The sequence below is a fragment of the Algoriphagus boritolerans DSM 17298 = JCM 18970 genome (assembly GCF_900108085.1).
Classification (GTDB): Bacteria; Bacteroidota; Bacteroidia; order Cytophagales; family Cyclobacteriaceae; genus Algoriphagus; species Algoriphagus boritolerans.
Genome location: NZ_FNVR01000010.1, coordinates 35,166 through 51,706, shown reverse-complemented (window position 1 = coordinate 51,706; position 16,541 = coordinate 35,166). Strand labels below are relative to the sequence as shown.

12 protein-coding genes are annotated in these 16,541 nt (G+C 42.3%); 6 read left to right on the top strand and 6 right to left on the bottom strand.

The genetic code is table 11. From position 1 onward, the window contains the following. Positions 1 to 171 precede the first annotated feature (171 nt). Together C4S61_RS10740 and C4S61_RS10735 are read left to right on the top strand one after the other, a co-directional pair. The gene (locus C4S61_RS10740) at positions 172 to 2,934 is read left to right on the top strand and encodes a M14 family metallopeptidase (protein WP_103924804.1); all 2,763 of its coding nucleotides are present in this window, start codon (positions 172 to 174) and stop codon (positions 2,932 to 2,934) included. 55 nt (positions 2,935 to 2,989) lie between these two features. Further along, complete coding sequence (locus C4S61_RS10735; RefSeq protein WP_103924803.1) at positions 2,990 to 3,340, top strand: Spx/MgsR family RNA polymerase-binding regulatory protein; 351 nt, start codon at positions 2,990 to 2,992, stop codon at positions 3,338 to 3,340. 149 nt (positions 3,341 to 3,489) lie between these two features. Here C4S61_RS10735 and C4S61_RS10730 read toward each other — a convergent pair whose 3' ends face one another. The 3 genes from C4S61_RS10730 to C4S61_RS10720 are packed head-to-tail and all read right to left on the bottom strand — an operon-like array spanning position 3,490 to position 9,163. Further along, positions 3,490 to 4,881 (bottom strand): c-type cytochrome domain-containing protein, encoded by a 1,392-nt coding sequence (locus tag C4S61_RS10730; RefSeq protein WP_103924802.1) that lies wholly within the window; start codon positions 4,879 to 4,881, stop codon positions 3,490 to 3,492. 44 nt (positions 4,882 to 4,925) lie between these two features. Next, on the bottom strand, positions 4,926 to 6,434 hold the full coding sequence (locus C4S61_RS10725; RefSeq protein ID WP_103924801.1) for a DUF1501 domain-containing protein: 1,509 nt from the start codon (positions 6,432 to 6,434) through the stop codon (positions 4,926 to 4,928). Beyond that, the gene (locus C4S61_RS10720; RefSeq protein WP_103924800.1) at positions 6,434 to 9,163 is read right to left on the bottom strand and encodes a DUF1553 domain-containing protein; all 2,730 of its coding nucleotides are present in this window, start codon (positions 9,161 to 9,163) and stop codon (positions 6,434 to 6,436) included. Before C4S61_RS10720 ends, C4S61_RS10725 begins: the two co-directional genes overlap by 1 nt. Before the next feature lie 759 nt (positions 9,164 to 9,922). On the opposite strand from C4S61_RS10720, the gene C4S61_RS10715 reads away from it, so the two are divergent. Together C4S61_RS10715 and C4S61_RS10710 are read left to right on the top strand one after the other, a co-directional pair. Beyond that, positions 9,923 to 11,089 (top strand): DUF4221 family protein, encoded by a 1,167-nt coding sequence (locus C4S61_RS10715; RefSeq protein WP_103924799.1) that lies wholly within the window; start codon positions 9,923 to 9,925, stop codon positions 11,087 to 11,089. A 76-nt stretch (positions 11,090 to 11,165) separates the two neighbouring features. After that, positions 11,166 to 11,498, top strand: a complete 333-nt coding sequence (locus C4S61_RS10710) for a hypothetical protein (RefSeq protein WP_103924798.1) — start codon at positions 11,166 to 11,168, stop codon at positions 11,496 to 11,498. 139 nt (positions 11,499 to 11,637) lie between these two features. On the opposite strand, the gene C4S61_RS10705 is transcribed toward C4S61_RS10710, so the two are convergent. Then, positions 11,638 to 12,588 carry an NAD-dependent epimerase/dehydratase family protein gene (locus tag C4S61_RS10705; RefSeq protein WP_103924797.1) on the bottom strand — a complete coding sequence of 317 codons (951 nt, stop codon included), beginning with the start codon at positions 12,586 to 12,588 and terminating at the stop codon, positions 11,638 to 11,640. Positions 12,589 to 12,741: 153 nt separating this feature from the next. Here C4S61_RS10705 and kbl point away from each other — a divergent pair, with 153 nt between their 5' ends. Then, complete coding sequence (gene kbl, locus C4S61_RS10700; RefSeq protein WP_103924796.1) at positions 12,742 to 13,938, top strand: glycine C-acetyltransferase; 1,197 nt, start codon at positions 12,742 to 12,744, stop codon at positions 13,936 to 13,938. A gap of 214 nt (positions 13,939 to 14,152) precedes the next feature. Here kbl and cdaA read toward each other — a convergent pair whose 3' ends face one another. Together cdaA and folP are read right to left on the bottom strand one after the other, a co-directional pair. Continuing rightward, entirely contained in the window at positions 14,153 to 15,028 is an 876-nt protein-coding gene (cdaA, locus tag C4S61_RS10695; protein WP_103924795.1) for a diadenylate cyclase CdaA, read from the bottom strand. Next, positions 15,025 to 15,909: a dihydropteroate synthase gene (folP, locus tag C4S61_RS10690; RefSeq protein ID WP_103924794.1), complete on the bottom strand. Its 885-nt coding sequence runs from the start codon at positions 15,907 to 15,909 to the stop codon at positions 15,025 to 15,027. The genes cdaA and folP overlap by 4 nt, the downstream gene beginning before the upstream one ends. Before the next feature lie 14 nt (positions 15,910 to 15,923). Here folP and C4S61_RS10685 point away from each other — a divergent pair, with 14 nt between their 5' ends. Beyond that, positions 15,924 to 16,499, top strand: coding sequence for a DUF1599 domain-containing protein (locus C4S61_RS10685; RefSeq protein WP_103924793.1), 576 nt, complete (start codon positions 15,924 to 15,926; stop codon positions 16,497 to 16,499). Positions 16,500 to 16,541 lie beyond the last annotated feature (42 nt).

Genomic DNA, 16,541 nt, shown 5'->3' with positions numbered 1-16,541 from the left:
AAAAATAGATTCCTCCGTTATTCTAATGGGTGAAGGCTGACAGTTAAAATGGTCAGCCTTTATTGTTTATAAGTTCAATCTTAGAATTCGCGCTTTTACATCAACAGAAGCCCACTTTTCGTTTAATTCTGCTAACTTCTGCATTTGAATACCCACCTACCTTTCCCGATTATGAAAAAAGTACTTTTAATAGGAACTATTTCCTATTGTCTAATGAGTTCGCCGGTTTTTGCGCAAGAAATCGATGCGGAATACAACAACAAAATCAAAGAATACACGACGGATTCGAGGTTTTTGCCAGCCTCAGTGATGAATGTGGTGGATCATCCCACCATTCCTTCCCCGCTAAAGCATTTTGGTGAAATCATCGGGTCGCCCGGTGTGATGCACAACACCAGCAAAATCTATGAGTATTATCAACTGTTAGCAGAAAAATCTCCCCATCTCCAGATCAAACAGGTAGAAACTACCGAAGAGGGAAGACCAATCTATGTCGTGATCATCGGTAACGATGACAGCATGGAAAAACTTGATATTTACAAAAATCACCTCAATCGCCTGGCAGATCCGCGGATTACAACACCGTCAGAAGCTGAAACGATTCTCGAATCCGCCAAACCAGTCTATTATCTAAATGGCGGAATGCATTCCACTGAAATGGGTTCGCCCGAGATGCTCATGGAATTGGCATATCGACTCGTAACTAGTGAGGAGAAAACGATCAAGCAAATCAGGGATAATGTGATCGTTCTTATCAATCCGGTTTCGGAGCCCGATGGAAGGGACAAACTGGTAGATTGGTATTACCGATACAGCAAAACCAGAACCGAATGGGATGATGGCTATCCGCGTTCGGCACCGTATTGGGGTAAATATGTTTTCCACGACAATAACCGTGACGGACTTCAAGTCTCCCAAGCCATCACAAAAGGAATTTTTTCCATCTTCTACGAGTGGCATCCTACTGTGATGTTGGACCTTCATGAGTCAGTTCCTTTGCTCTACATTTCCACTGGAACCGGCCCATACAACGAGCAGATTGATCCGGTCACCATCGGTGAATGGCAAGTCATGGCCAATCATGACATCACGACTTTGGCTGCACAAGGAATGCCGGGTGCATTTACCTGGGCTTTTTATGACGGCTGGTGGCCAGGATATGGGATTTGGGTGGCAAACAACCACAATTCCAACGGGCGATTTTATGAGACTTTTGGCAACGCCGGAGCAAATACCTACATGCGCGATCTTTCCAATCAAAAGTATGCTGGAGATCCGGCAACGACCCGGGAATGGTATCGTCCTGATCCACCTACTGAGCGGGTCTATTGGTCTGCCCGAAATAATGTGAACTACATGCAGGCTGGTGTCCTAGCTTCCTTGACTTATGCTGCGCAAAATGCTGAGCAACTCCTTAGAAATTTTTACCAAAAAGGGGTCAATTCCATCCGAAAAGGTAAGGAAGACAGTCCAAAAGCTTTTGTGATTCCAGCTGATCAGAAAGATCCGGTAATGGCTGCTTACCTCGTCAATCAACTTCGAGCTCAGGCGATAGAAGTTCATGAGGCTGAGTCAGGGGAATATGTAGTCCTTTTGGATCAACCTTACCGCAATCTTGCGGTGACTTTGCTGACTGAGCAGAAGTATCCAAAAGAAGCCAAATTCCCTCCTTACGATGACATCGCCTGGACTCTGGGCTATTTGTATGGGGTTGAAGTCCAGCCAAAAGACAGTGTTGAATACGAGATTTCTTCACTGAAAAAAGTGGATTCAGACGTGAACTATGAGGGAGAAATTTCCGGTTCAGGCAATTCTTATTTCATCCACTATCAAGCTCAAAATACGGTTTTACCAGCCTTGTACTGGATCAGGGAGCAGTCGAAAAATGCTGAAATCCGAGTGATCAAATCTGAGTTTGTCATTGATCAGGACACCTTGAATGTAGGGTCAATGATGATCAAAGGAATTTCTTCATCGCAAGCTGGAGAGTTAGGGAAAAAGTTTGGACTTGACCTGATTCGAAGTTCTTCAGCGCCTGAATCTGATAAAACACATGCTGTTCAGCTTCCCCGAGTGGCCATTTACCATACTTGGTTCAATACGCAGGACGAAGGTTGGTCTCGCTACACCTTTGAGCAGCGGGGTATTCCTTATACTTCTATTGACAAAGACGATCTGAAGGCCGGTAATCTCAACTCAAAGTTTGATGTGATTTTGGTTCCCCGATCTAGAGGAACTGCTTCTGATTTTATTCATGGCATTGACTCCAGATTTGGCCCAATGCCCTATACCAAGACCGATCAATTCCCTTCACATGGCTTCCCCGACTCCAGCCCTGACATCACGGGTGGACCAGGGTTTCTTGGGATAGAAAATCTCAAGAACTTTGTCGATGCCGGTGGTGTGGTGATTGCTTTGGACAATTCCACAGTGATGGTGGCTGAGACAGGAATCACACGGGATTTGGAACCCTATACTGCTTCAGGACTTTTCCATCCGGGTTCTGTGGTAACGGTAAAAGCTAAAAAGTCAAATCATCCTGTCTTGTATGGATTTCCTGAGACCTTTTCCATTTTCAGAGGAAACGGACCACTTTATCAGGTCGATTTGGCAAAAAGGGGTATGATGCTTCTTCAGTACGGAACCAAACCCCTGAAAGACGAAGAGCCCTACACCGGAGAAATTATGGGAATGGCCAAGGCCGAATCAAAGCAAGAAGAGAAAGCAGAAGCTGGCAAAGAACCTGCTTACGTGCGCTCAGGAATGGTGAGAAATGAGCAAACCATCATCGGTCAGGGTAGTATTTTCAATGTGCCGGTTGGCAAGGGAAGGATTATCGCTTTTACTTTTGATCCGCTTCACCGCTACCTGAATCATCATGATGCACCATTGGTTTGGAATACCCTGATCAATTGGAATGATCTGGGTGATTAAATGAATGAATGATATTATTGTCAGAAGATTATTTAAAAATTAAACTCATCACTAGATGTCCCTAAAAGTCTACGGAATTAAAAACTGCAATACCATGAAAAAGGCCTTTGACTTCTTGGAGTCAAAAGGTGTTCCTTATGAATTCATCGATTACAAAAAGCAAAAACCTACACAGGAGCTTTTGAAGGGTTTTTTGGCTAAAACTCCTTTGGAAACCTTGGTCAATAAGCAAGGGACTACCTATCGAAAAATGGATGATTCCCAAAAGGTCGCGTTGGAAAAGACCGAGACCGCAATCCCGATTTTGATCGAAAACTCAAGCATGATCAAACGGCCTGTAATAGTTTATCCGGATGGGAGTTTGACTTTGGGGTTTGATCAGGAAAAAATAGAAGAGAGGCTTTAACCTGAAATGAATAATTTCTTTACCATTTAGAGAATTAAGGGAATTTAGATTTTATCGATTAGAATTCAACTTTCCAGAGGATTAACTTCTAAAAACTTAATTAACTCAATTTCCTTAATGGTTTAAAAAAGTCTAATGATTCTTGAATGTTAATACACAATCGTATCAGTGGGCAATTTAGGTAGTTGATAGTTTCCTGTCTCTAGGAGAAAAGGCAAACTCAGCTTACCTGAATTCAGAAATTCAGCTGAAGCAGGTGTGTCAAAAATGAATACTTTTTCCAGCGATTGATTTGAGGCTAACTGTTGGATTTGCGCGAGATTCACTCCGGTTTTGTTCAAGTAAAGCAATTTCAGGTTAGGTAATTGGGAAAGTTTCTCCAAAGAATTACCAGAAATCACAGTTTCATTCAGTTTCAGAACAGTAAGAGTTGAAAAGCCTTTTAAGCTGTCCAAAATGGCATCACTAACTTTAGTTCCGCTAAGATCCAAATAAGCGATCCTATTCTTAACTGGAGCCAGTTTTTCCCAATCGGAATCCTGAAACTCCGGGAGATTGATGCAGGTCACTTTCAGCAATCCTGAACCACTTTCTATCAGTTCTGCAAAGAATCCCAGTCGTTTCAGTTGAGCCAAAGAATCTGTCGGAAAGACTGGTAGTTGGATAATTGGATAAAATGGAATTTCGGTTTTCTGGATAAAGGGTTCTACAAGATTTCTTGAAATTCCTGCTTCTGCAAGGGTTTGATCCGCTTTTCCACCTGCTTTGATCCAACTTTCAATCAGGGCAATTTCGGCTTTGCTCGGCTGTCGTTTTTCTGAAGGAGGCATATGCTTTTTATCGCCTTTCGGCAAGATGAGTCTTGCGAAAAGCTCACTGTGCTGCGCATCTCCAGCAGTCAAAATTACTCCATCTTCTCCCCCTGTCATCAATCCTTTGATTGTTGTCAAGTCGAGTTCACCTTTCTTATTCTTTGGATTGTGACAGCTTTTGCAGTTTTGGTTGAGAATGGGTTGAATGACTTCGGAGTAGAAAACTGCCTCTTCCCAACTTTCTTCAGCGAGTTGCGGGCCTTTTTCGGGTTCGATTTCAATTCCCAAAAAGGATTGAAATTCCTTTGGAAGTACCTCAGTAAAATAATTTTCTCCATGGGTGAGACTACCTCCCAAATGCCCCGTAACCGCCAAAATCAAACCCAAACCAAGGGCAAAAACTTTGCTTTTAGACTGAATCGTTTCCTTTTTTCTGAAATGAAAAAACAGACCAAAACTTCCCAATGCTGTGAAAACTCCACCAAAAAGGTGAATTTGAATATCCTCCCATGCAAAACCTTCAAATTGATATTGGAGAAATCCGCTGATTCCTGCTCCAAAAGCGGCAATTCCGCCAAGCAAAAAAGCAAGCCGAATAGCGGGTAGGAACGAGTTCTTTTCTCTCTGAGGGAAAAAGCAGAGAACTATTCCAAAGACAAGAATTCCAATCGGCAAGTGAACCAAAAGTGGATGCATTCGGCCTAAAAGTGGCCCAAGGAATTCAAGCATAGCGCAAAAACTTGTGAAGGATTTTGGGTTTCATTGAAGGTGATTTAGGCCAGTACTGCATGAATCAATTCCCCGTGGACATCGGTCAGTCGGAATGGTCTACCCTGGAAATCATAGGTAAACTTCTCATGATTAAAACCCATCAACTGAAGAATCGTGGCATGAAGGTCATGAACTGACACCCGCTCATCGACTCCCGAAAACCCGAAATCATCCGTGATTCCATAACTAGCACCTTTCTTCACGCCGCCGCCTGCCATCCACATCGTGAAGGCATCCACGTGGTGATCGCGGCCCATAAAGCTTTGTACTTTTCCTTCCCGATTTTCCTGCATCGGTGTCCTGCCAAATTCACCTCCCCAAACAACCAAGGTTTCTTCAAGCAGTCCTCTTTGCTTCAAATCCAAGAGTAAGGCAGACATGGGTCGATCAATTTCTCGGCATTTGTTTCTTAAACCCTTATCGATCGAGCCATCGTGATCGGTGCCGTGGGTATCCCAACCCCAATCATAAAGTTGGACGACCCGCACGCCTTTTTCTACCAGTTTTCTTGCCAGCAGACAATTGTTAGCAAAGGATTCCTCGCCGGGTTTGGTACCGTAGAGTTCATGAATATGTTCCGGTTCATCGTTGATGTTCATCACTTCGGGCACTTCGATCTGCATGCGATAAGCCATTTCGTACTGGTTGATTCGGGCAAGAATTTCTGGATCGCCAAAAGTCTCAAAATCCTCCTGATTGACCTGATTGATCGCTGAAATGACGTTTTTCTTTAGGTCCCGTGACATTCCTGTCGGATCTTCCAGATAAAGTACCGGATCGCCTTTGGAACGGCATTGTACTCCTTGATAAACGGAAGGCAAAAATCCTGAACCCCAGACGCTTTTGCCAGCATCGGGGGTTTTTCCTCCTGAAGTCAAGACAACAAATCCAGGTAGGTTTTGATTTTCAGTTCCGAGTCCATAAGTCACCCAACTTCCCAGACTTGGTCTACCTAGTCTAGGCGAACCCGTCTGCATGAATAATTGCGCAGGTCCATGGTTGAATTGATCGGTATGAACTGCTTTTAAAAAGGCCACTTCATCCGTGACTTTGGCAAAGTGAGGGAGGTAATCTGAAACCCAAGCTCCGGATTGACCATGCTGCGCGAATTGAGCTTGTGGGCCAAGCATTTTCGGAACGCCACGAATAAAGGCAAACTTGCGTCCTTCCAGCAAGCTCTCCGGGCAATCTTTATCGTGGTATCTGGCAAGTTCAGGTTTGTAGTCAAAAAGCTCCAATTGAGACGGTGCGCCTGCCATGTGCAAGTAGATGATGGATTTGGCTTTTCCGACGAAAGGTGGAGGCAAAGGTGCCAAAGGATTCAAATCCCGCTCACTCAGATTCAGTCCAGTAGATTTTTTGATCAGATGCTCAGGTTCGCAACCAAAAAGCAAGGGCGCCATGGCCAAAACCCCAACTTTGCTCACACAATCCATCAGGAAATGCCGGCGTGTTTGATTTTGCAGCTTTTGAACTGCAAGTTCTGCCAAGAGTTTTTCTAGATGCTTCATCAGGGTTTGGTTAAAAATTCATCAAAATTCATCATGGCATTGGCTACTACTGCCATTGCAGCTTCTTCAGGTTTTGCTCCGGGAAAGAAATCGGCCAAAGCAGCTGGATTCGTTGTGAACTCAACTTTCGCGGAAGCGAACAAATCCATCAAGGTTTTCTTTTTCCCTTCGGAAATCGGGCTAAAGATTACTTGTTGATAGGTTGAGGAAATCGCTTTCTCTGGATTTCCAGCACCTTTCGCCCAAGCATTTTTTCCAAGGTTCTTAGCTGCTTCAAGGTAAACCGGATCATTGAGCGTGACTAAAGCCTGAAGTGGCGTGTTGGTCACCAATCGCTTACTTAGACACACTTCCCGACTTGCTGCGTCGAAAGTAATGAAAGACGGGTAGGGACTGGTACGCTTTAAGAACGTATAGATTCCGCGTCTGTACTTGTCTTCACCCTCGCTTTCTGTCCAGGATTCTCCATTATATACCGTCTGCCAAATCCCTTCCGGCTGATGAGGCTTGACACTCGGACCGTACATTTTCTCGCTGAGCAATCCGCTCACAGCCAATGCCTGATCCCGAACCTGTTCGGCGGAAAGTCGAAATCTTGGTCCTCGGGAGTACCATTGATTTTCTGGGTCTTTTTCAAAAACCTCGGGAGAAAGAATGGATGATTGCTTGTAAGTGGCAGTAGTGACAATCTCCCGAATCAAAGCTTTTATGCTCCAGGCGTAGTCATTCATGGTTTTCCAAGCCAAATAATCCAGCAATTCAGGATGGCTTGGTGGGTCGGATTGACTTCCCATGTCTTCCAGCGTTCGGACGATTCCTCTTCCAAAAAGCTGATCCCAAATTCGATTCACGAGTGTTCGTGCTGTCAGTGGATTTTCTGCAGAAGTCAGCCAATAAGCAAATCCGAGTCGGTTTTTAGGCCATTCCTCCCTCCATCCTCCAAATTCGGCAGGTGTTTTTGGATTGACTTCCTGACCCAAGACCATCCAATTTCCCCGCTCGAAAACATGGGTTTTACGAGCCATGTAAGTTGGATTTTCGATTAGAATCGGAAGTCGGGTTCCCCGGAATTTCAACAGCTCCTCCCAATCTGACTCTGCTTCTTTGAATCCCGGTTTATCTTTCCCTTTCAGACTTGGCAAAAAAGCAAACCAAACAATGGTTGAGGTGTTTTGCTGTGGACCTGCTGAAGGATTTTTGGCTTCGATGTAGAGGTTGATTTTTCCCGAAATGGGCTTAAACGGAATCTGCTTGACTGTTTCTCCTTGAGTTTTATTTATGACAAACGAAGCGAGGACCTCTCCCTCAGGACCGTCTTTTCGGATCGTCATTTGCGTGCCATCCAAACCAGTCCAATAATCCAACAGCAACTGGTCCGAACCTTGGGTGTCGATGTTTTTGTAAACAGCCGAACCACCAGACCACAGTCCCAGCCATTTGGTGTCGATTAATTCAGATCTGTTAAAGTCAGTAGCTAGGTGAGCTGCATATTTCGGTTCATAGAATTTCAGGAAGTCAGCGCGGGCTTTCGCAGCCTTTTCACCTTCGTATTCTTTTGTCCAGGTGATTACATTTTTGACTTGACCGAGCTGCTCTTCTTCATAAAATCGCAGTCGAGGTTCTTCATCGTGCGTGTCCTCATCCCGGGTATTGTTGAAAAAAGCTGCGGACTGATAGAATTCCTCATGTCGAATCGGATCATAGGTATGACTGTGACATTGCACGCAGGCCATGGTCGTACTCTGCCAAACCTCATAAGTCGTATTAACTCGATCCAGAATAGCCGCGACACGGAATTCCTCGTCTTCGGTTCCTCCCTCGTCGTTATTCATGGTATTCCGGTGGAAAGCTGTCGCTGTCAATTGATCCTGAGTCGGATTGGGCAGCAGGTCTCCGGCAAGTTGTTCGATGGTGAATTCATCGAAAGGCTTGTCTGCATTAAACGCCAGAATCACCCAATCCCGATAAGGCCACATGGTGCGGGAGACGTCCCGTTCATAGCCTTTGGTGTCGGCATATCTGGCTAGATCAAGCCACCAGGTTGCCCACTTTTCGCCATAGGTTTCAGCTTTTAGAAGCTGATCAACTGCTTGCTCATAGGTGATTTTTCCGGAAGAAAAATCAGAAACCAAAGTCTCAGATGGAGGCAAACCCGTCAAATCCAAAGCTACTCTCCGAAGCAAGCGAAGTGGCTGCTCCTGAGCCGAAGGTTTCAAACCTTTTTCTTCCAGTTTTTCCCGAATAAAATAATCGATGGGCGAAAGCTTGACTTCAGAATCTCCACTTCCCATACCAGCAATTTGGGTCTGGGTAGGGATTTCAGGTTTCTTGACCGGCTTGTATGCCCAATGCTTTCCCCATTTAGCACCCTGTCGGATCCAGGTTTTCAGCAAATCGATTTCTTCATCCGAAAGTGCGGCTTTTTGGTAAGGCATTCTCAATTCCGGATCTGAATGAGTGAGTCGCTTGATCAGTTCGCTGGAATTTGGACTGCCAGGGACGATTGCAGGCAGGCCAGATTCATTGATCGCGAAAGCCTCTTTTTCAAAAAGGATACTGAATCCCCCGTTTTTCTTTACTCCACCGTGGCAGGTGATACAGTGTTTATTGAGAATGGGTTTGATCTGGGTGCTGTAATCGACTTCTTTTTCAGGTCCAAAAAGGAAAAACCCAATGAGGGAAATCCCAACTAGAAGGCTAAGAAGTAAGACGAGCTGATTCCGATTCATTTTTGCAAAAGACTAGACTGGAAAATAGCCATTTTCAAAATAGAATGGAAACCAAAACGGATTGAAGGCAATTAAAAAAAGGAAATCATTCATTTTAGGAAAGAGGCTTTGGCGATGTCCCTCCTTTTAAGAGGGGTAATGGTAAGTATTGACTCCGCTGGTTAAGGAAATCTGAGCTATTTCGTCTTTTGTATTACGATAGATTGCTTACGATGTGAAATAATGCAGAATTAATCTGTATAAATAGTTGTATTCTTCAATGATTTTTAAAAAAAATTGAAAATAGTTGATATTCGATGATATATTTTGTTAGTTTGAAAGGATGCCAAATAAACTAAGAATTCGGTGGGGGGGGTAAAAACCAAGGAATCAAAATATTATTTCGAAAAAATCCGTTTTTCAAATGGTACAATTCCAAGAATGCAAGTTATTGAAGGTGAGTGATTTGGAAGTATAAAACTGATTTGTTAAAATTGAATACACAGTTAATTATTTTCAACACTTTAACCAAAACAAATCATGAAAAAGAGATTAATTTCACTAACCCTTTCCCTAGTTCTTTTGGGAATCAGTACCACCGGCTCCTTTGCATATCGAATTTGGGTTGATACATATATCAACGGGAAATTAGTTTCATCAAAATGTGGAGGATCTAATGGAGGGTGTCTTCCTACCGTAATTATCCAATAATTATGCAAGTTCGGGTCGTATATTTTAGGATATGGCCCGGATTTTTTACCAATTTATTATTTTGATTTTATGTCAAGAATTATTTGTCTAGTGTTGAGTGCAATATTTTTGTACTCTTGTGATGATTCAAAAAAATCGAACTTCGAAAAGGAGTTTCAAGATCTTCTATTTCACCCAGAAAATGATATCGAAATATCATTAAACGATTTATCCTCGAATTTTTTCATGCTCTCTCAAGAGGTCTCTATTTCAAATGATGAATTTTTGGTTTATTGCAATCCTTTTCCCAATGACCCCAATTTAATTTTTTTTTATAATTTAGTTGATTCCGCAAAATCATTTACCCTTGATTTTAAATCGGAAGGTCCAAACGGAGTAGGTGAAATGAGTGACTTTTTCTTTCACAATCTTGATTCTATTTTTGTTTTTGACCGATATTCCTATCAGATGAGTTTAGTAGATTCTTCAGGACATGTTAAAAGAAAATTTCGGCTTAAAGATTCTGAAGGTATTGAAGCTGATGAAAACTCTGTAATTCCCTGGATGGACAATAAAAGCCGAGCTATAATTAGTGACAGATTTTTGTATATTCCTTGTTATCCTGATTCAGACCCCTATTTTTCCAGTTATTCAAGAGAAAATCTTTTAATGAAATTGGATTTGATTTCAGGTGATTTTGATCTTTTGCTAGGTTATCCTATGAAGTATAAATCTGGTGGTTTTTGGGGAGGGCCAGAACATATTTTACCAAGTATTATAAGTTCTTTGGAAGGAAATAATTTAGTTGCAAGCTTTCCATTTGAGGATTCCATTTATTCTGTTGATTCTGAATCTGGATTTTTTAAATCTCAAGTTTATGTTAAGAGTGATATAGTTTCACAAGTTAATCCACTTCCTGAAATATCTTTGGATAGAAAAGTTCGGACCAAATTTCAACTTGGAAATGATTATTACTTTTCAATTTCAAAGGATCAATATCGTGAGAGGTATTATTTAATTGCGAATAAGAGATATTCAGATGATTCTATCGATAAGATAATTAACAGAGAATCAGGTTCTCCCAATGAGCAGAGTTTAATGGTTTTAAGTAAAGAACTTCAGAAGATAGGAGAGTATCAACTTCCCAAGGAATTTTCCAGATATGGAATTTTTATATATAAATCTGGTGTATATTTATTGAATAATGAAAGTGAAAACAAGCTTATTTTGCATAATATTTCCTTTCCTTCTATTTAGTTCTTGTTATAATAGAAATTGTAAATATTCAAAGAATCAATTTACGGATTTTAAAGCCCTTAAATCTAATGAATCCATGCCGGATTCAGTGAAGTTGTTTTTTCCCTCAATTGCATGTAGTGAATGCTTAGTGTCTTCTAGGGCAATTATTAGAGAATTCCATAAAAAAGATAAAGTTAAACTAGTGATTGTTCCAAATGGGTCAATTAGAGATTCTAAAATTATTTATAGTAATGAGTTAAATGAATTTAGTAGTGTCCAATTCGATAGTTTAAATTATTATTATCAATTGATTGAAGAAGACCCAAGTTATATTTGGATGTATGTTTATTTTAAGAGCTGTGAATTTAAGATAAAAGTAGAGGGGGGATTGGAAAATGAAATCATTGATTATCTTGAGTTTCTTTAGTTTGTCTTTGGTTTTATCGACTTCATGTGAGAGTAATTCGGATAAATCGAAAATTTATAGTTTAGATGAAGTTGACGAAGTTGCGGTTCCATCTTTTGGGTTAGATTAAAATTTCCGAGTTATGTATAAACCACTTCCTTTAAAATTTGAAATAACTCGGCAAATTTTCGAGAATGTCCTTCGTCATTGCTTCCAAGTCATAATCCGGTTTCCAGCCCCAGTCTTCTTTGGCCCGGCTGTCATCGATGCTGTCAGGCCAAGAGTCGGCAATTGCCTGACGGAAATCGGGGGCGTACTCAATCTCAAATCCGGGAATATGCTTTTTGATGCTTTCGTAAATCTCCTTCGGAGAAAAACTCATACCGGAAAGGTTATAGCTTGAACGGATTTTCACCGATTCCCGAGGTGCATTCATCAGATCGAGTGTCGCTTTGATCGCATCAGGCATATACATCATCGGCAGGTAGCTGTCTTCACGAAGGAAACACGAGAACTTTTTCCCAGCTAAAGCTTTATGATAAATGTCTACTGCATAGTCTGTCGTGCCGCCACCGGGCAAAGATTTATACCCGATAAGTCCGGGATAGCGAAGGCTTCGCACATCGACATTGTATTTTTGAAAGTAGTATTCACACCACCGTTCACCGGCTTGCTTGCTGATGCCATATACTGTGTTGGGTTCTTTGACACAGTATTGCGGGGTATTGATTTTTGGGGTATTGGGTCCGAAAACCGCGATGGAGGATGGCCAGTAGATTTTGTCCAGCTTCATTTCTTTGGCAAGTTCCAGTACGAATAGGAGACTTTCCATGTTTAGTTGCCATGCATATCTCGGATTTTTCTCCCCGGTAGCTGAGAGTATCGCTGCTAGATGATAGATCTGTGTGATATTTTCTTCTTTGATCAAATTTTGAAGTGCTTCCTTGTTCATTGCATCTAAGACTTCAAATCGACAGTAATCAAACTCCAATCGGGCTGAATCTCTCAGGTCTGTGGCGATAACCTGCTCTTCGCCAGACTGATCTGCCAGAGATCGGGTGAGTTCTGAACCTAGCTGTCCGGCAGCTCCGATGATTAGGATTTTTTCCATAAGTAGCTCTTTAAAAATAGGCTCAAAGTGGCCTTAAGGGTTTTTGTTTATATTTGGGTTTGCTGCGCAAAAGTAGTAAAAATCACCGCTCCGTCGCAGATTTTTGACCAGCGGAAATCATATTAAACGAAAATTTATTTTAATTCCTATACCATGTACCATACGCTTAAACCCAAATTAGAGCAAGAGTTAAAATCCATACAAGAAGCAGGACTTTTCAAAAATGAACGCATCATCACTTCTCCTCAATCTGCCGAAATTACTATCACCGGAGGACAAAAAGTACTGAACTTCTGCGCAAATAACTACCTCGGACTTTCCTCCCATCCACGAGTGGTAGAGGCTGCTAAAGCTGCGATTGACTCCCATGGATATGGAATGTCATCTGTCCGGTTTATCTGCGGTACTCAGGACATTCACAAAGAATTGGAGCGGAAGATTTCGGAGTTTTTGGGCACGGAAGATACCATTCTTTATGCTGCGGCTTTCGATGCCAATGGAGGAGTTTTCGAACCGATTTTTGGTGTTGAGGATGCGATTATTTCCGATTCGCTCAATCATGCTTCGATCATCGATGGTGTTCGTCTTTGCAAAGCCATGCGCTACCGCTATGAGCACAACAACATGGCTGATCTGGAAAAGCAGCTTCAGGATGCCATTGCCGCAGGTGCCAAGCAAAAGATCATCGTGACCGATGGCGTTTTCTCTATGGACGGGACAATTGCACAGCTGGACAAAATCGTGGCCTTGGCAGAAAAATACGAGGTGCTGGTGATGTCCGATGAATGTCATTCGACAGGATTCATGGGCAAGACCGGTCGTGGCGTGCACGAGCATTGCGGAGTAATGGGTAAAATCGACATCATCACCGGAACCCTTGGAAAGGCCTTGGGTGGAGCATCTGGTGGGTTCACCTCCGGTAGAAAAGAGATTATCGAGCTACTTCGTCAGCGATCCAGACCGTATTTGTTTTCCAATACCTTGGCGCCTTCGATCACAGGAGCATCTATTGCTGTTTTGGATTTGCTGTCGGAGACCACTGAGCTTCGTGATAAGTTGGAGTTAAATACGGTCTACTTTAGAGAAAAGATGAATGCGGCAGGTTTTGATATCAAGCCAGGAACACACCCCATCGTTCCTGTAATGCTGTATGATGCAGTGCTTTCGCAGAAAATGGCTGAAAAGCTTTTAGAAAAAGGAATCTACGTCATTGGATTCTATTATCCTGTCGTACCAAAAGGCCAAGCTCGAATCCGAGTCCAACTATCAGCCGGTCACGAGCAGCATCATTTGGATCAGGCGATTGCTGCTTTTATTGAAGTCGGGAAGGAGCTTGAGGTTATAAAGTGATATCCTTATCCGCAATTAGAAAAATTCGCCTAATTTCTTTGGTCAATTGGTCATAAGACCGAAGAAGTCAAAATCGATTGATTTTCAGGCATTCCCAGAGCTACCAGAGCCAGCTGATAAGAAAGCCGCTATCCTAAGTAAACTTATTTCTTAAAAAATCAAAAAGCCTGACAGAGGAGTTCTACCAGGCTTTTTTGTTTCAATTAACTTGAAATTAGGATTTTCCAGACACGGCTAGATTTCTCTTAGTTGTAAGGTCATATTCTGAGAGATTTTCAAATCGATCGTCCAAGTCCTCATTGTTGAGATAATCGTTGATAATCTCTCTGATTTCCTGAAACGAGAGGTTGTGGAGTACTTTTCCGTTTTTCATCATGGACATCTGTCCTGTCTCCTCCGATACGACAAGAACCAATGAATCGGTCGCCTCTGACATGCCGATAGCTGCGCGGTGACGAAGGCCAAACTGTGCAGGAACTTCACGCTCCGTCACCGGTAAAATGCAGCGTGCGGCTTTTATTCTTCCCTTGTGAATGATTACAGCCCCATCGTGTAATGGGCTGTATTTATTGAAAATCGAAATCAACAGTCGCTTGGAGAGTTCGGCATCCAGGATGTCCCCGCTTTCTGCGTAGAATTTCAGCTCCGTATTGCTCGAAATGACCATTAAAGCTCCAATATTACTTCCTGCAAGGACTTTTGAGGCATCAATGATCGGACTGATATTAAAAGCGGAATTCTCTTTTTTCCTCCAAAAGAATAAGAAGTCTTTCAAGACATTGTCATCCGAAAAAATGGAAGTTCGACCAACTATGAGCAAAAATTTACGGATTTCAGGAGCAAATATGATCAAAGCGGCTATCACACCCACGCCCATGAATTGCCCCAGAATGGCCGAAAGAAGCTCCATTCGTAGTGCTCTTACAAGCAAATAGAGGAGATAGAGTGAGAGAAAACCGATGAAAATTTTGATGGCAACACTGCCTTTCAAAAGCTTGTAGACTTGGTACAATAGCGCAGCTACCAACGCAATATCGATCATATTGACGATGGAGATGTCCAAAAAACCAATTTTGAAAAGTAAGCTCAAGGGTATAGTTGTTCGTATAGTTTTACAGTCTCTTTGGCTTCCTTAACGTCGTGTACTCTGAGTAGGTTCGCTCCCTGCAACAAAGCAAACATATTCAGGGCTGTAGTTCCGTTGAGAGCCTCTAGGGTGTTGATTTGTAGCGTTTTGTAAATCATTGATTTTCTCGAAAGCCCTACCAAAAGCGGCAACCCAAAAACTTCAAAACTCTTCAGATTCTTCAACAGATAAAAGTTCTGTTCCGTCGTCTTTGCAAATCCAAACCCAGGATCAATAATTACATCTTTGATGCCAAGTTTTTTAAAAAGATCCACTTTTTCCGCAAAATAGTACTGAATTTCACTTAAAATATCGGAATAATTTGAGAGGCTTTGCATGTTTTGGGGATTTCCCTTCATGTGCATTGCAATGTATGGAACATTAAGACTTGCAATCAGCGGCAGCATGCCCTCGTCCAGATTCCCAGCCGAAACGTCATTGATCACATCAGCACCCGCCAAGACTGCTTCCTTTGCGACTTTTGACCGAAAAGTATCGACGGAAATCAACGCGTCGGGGAACTCTTTTCGAATGATTTGCACTGCGGGAATGACCCGGTCTACTTCCTCTTGGATAGAAATAGCAACTGCTCCGGGTCGGGTACTATACCCCCCTAAGTCCAAAAAATCAGCACCTTCGGAAAGCATCTTTCTTGCCTTCGAAAGAATGTTGGCAGAATCATTTTCCACCCGGCTCGCTTGGTAAAATGAGTCAGGTGTCAAATTTAAAATCCCAATTATTTTGGGTTTATCTAAGGTAATGAGCCGTCCCTTGATTTGAAGTGTATATTTTTGGGGAAATAATTTATCTTCGGTCAAAGAAGACGGATTTGATCCGGTAAGCATTTAACTAATTTGTTTTGGAGACTAAAACTACCAACGAATATAAGCAAGTAATCGCCCGATGTAAAGAATTGTTTCGAAAGAAAACCCTCGATTATGGGACAGCTTGGCGGATTTTGAGGCTTTCCTCGATTACAGATCAGATTTTTATCAAGGCACAACGCATTCGTTCTATTCAGGAAAAAGGCAGTCAAAAAGTGGATGATCCCATTGTGGATGAATTTGTGGGGATTGTGAATTACTGTCTGATCGCTTTGATTCAAATCAGCATGAAGGATGATCAGCGAATGGAAATTCCTTATTCAGAACTCGAGCCGAAATATGACTATTGGTCTGATGCAACGAGGGCTTTGTTGGAAAACAAGAATCATGATTACGGGGAAGCATGGCGGGATATGCGTGTCAGTTCGATGACGGACATTATTCTCATGAAGCTCTTCAGGGTCAAACAAATCGAAGATAATCAAGGGAAAACCATCGTTTCGGAAGGAATCGAAGCAAACTATCAGGACATGATAAACTATTCGGTTTTCTGCCTGATCAAACTGGGATATCATGAAATTGAGTACAAAGATCGTCCCTCAGCGGGATAACTATCATCGAGACGGAAGACTATGAAGTCTTTAGAAGGAAAA

What these genes read in the sequence shown, in the direction of transcription:
- C4S61_RS10740 (WP_103924804.1), top strand. Translation starts at nt 172, where the DNA reads ATGAAAAAAGTACTTTTAATAGGAACTATTTCCTATTGTCTAATGAGT.
- C4S61_RS10735 (WP_103924803.1), top strand. Translation starts at nt 2,990, where the DNA reads ATGTCCCTAAAAGTCTACGGAATTAAAAACTGCAATACCATGAAAAAG.
- C4S61_RS10730 (WP_103924802.1), bottom strand. Translation starts at nt 4,881, where the DNA reads ATGCTTGAATTCCTTGGGCCACTTTTAGGCCGAATGCATCCACTTTTG.
- C4S61_RS10725 (WP_103924801.1), bottom strand. Translation starts at nt 6,434, where the DNA reads ATGAAGCATCTAGAAAAACTCTTGGCAGAACTTGCAGTTCAAAAGCTG.
- C4S61_RS10720 (WP_103924800.1), bottom strand. Translation starts at nt 9,163, where the DNA reads ATGAATCGGAATCAGCTCGTCTTACTTCTTAGCCTTCTAGTTGGGATT.
- C4S61_RS10715 (WP_103924799.1), top strand. Translation starts at nt 9,923, where the DNA reads ATGTCAAGAATTATTTGTCTAGTGTTGAGTGCAATATTTTTGTACTCT.
- C4S61_RS10710 (WP_103924798.1), top strand. Translation starts at nt 11,166, where the DNA reads ATGCCGGATTCAGTGAAGTTGTTTTTTCCCTCAATTGCATGTAGTGAA.
- C4S61_RS10705 (WP_103924797.1), bottom strand. Translation starts at nt 12,588, where the DNA reads ATGGAAAAAATCCTAATCATCGGAGCTGCCGGACAGCTAGGTTCAGAA.
- kbl (WP_103924796.1), top strand. Translation starts at nt 12,742, where the DNA reads ATGTACCATACGCTTAAACCCAAATTAGAGCAAGAGTTAAAATCCATA.
- folP (WP_103924794.1), bottom strand. Translation starts at nt 15,909, where the DNA reads ATGCTTACCGGATCAAATCCGTCTTCTTTGACCGAAGATAAATTATTT.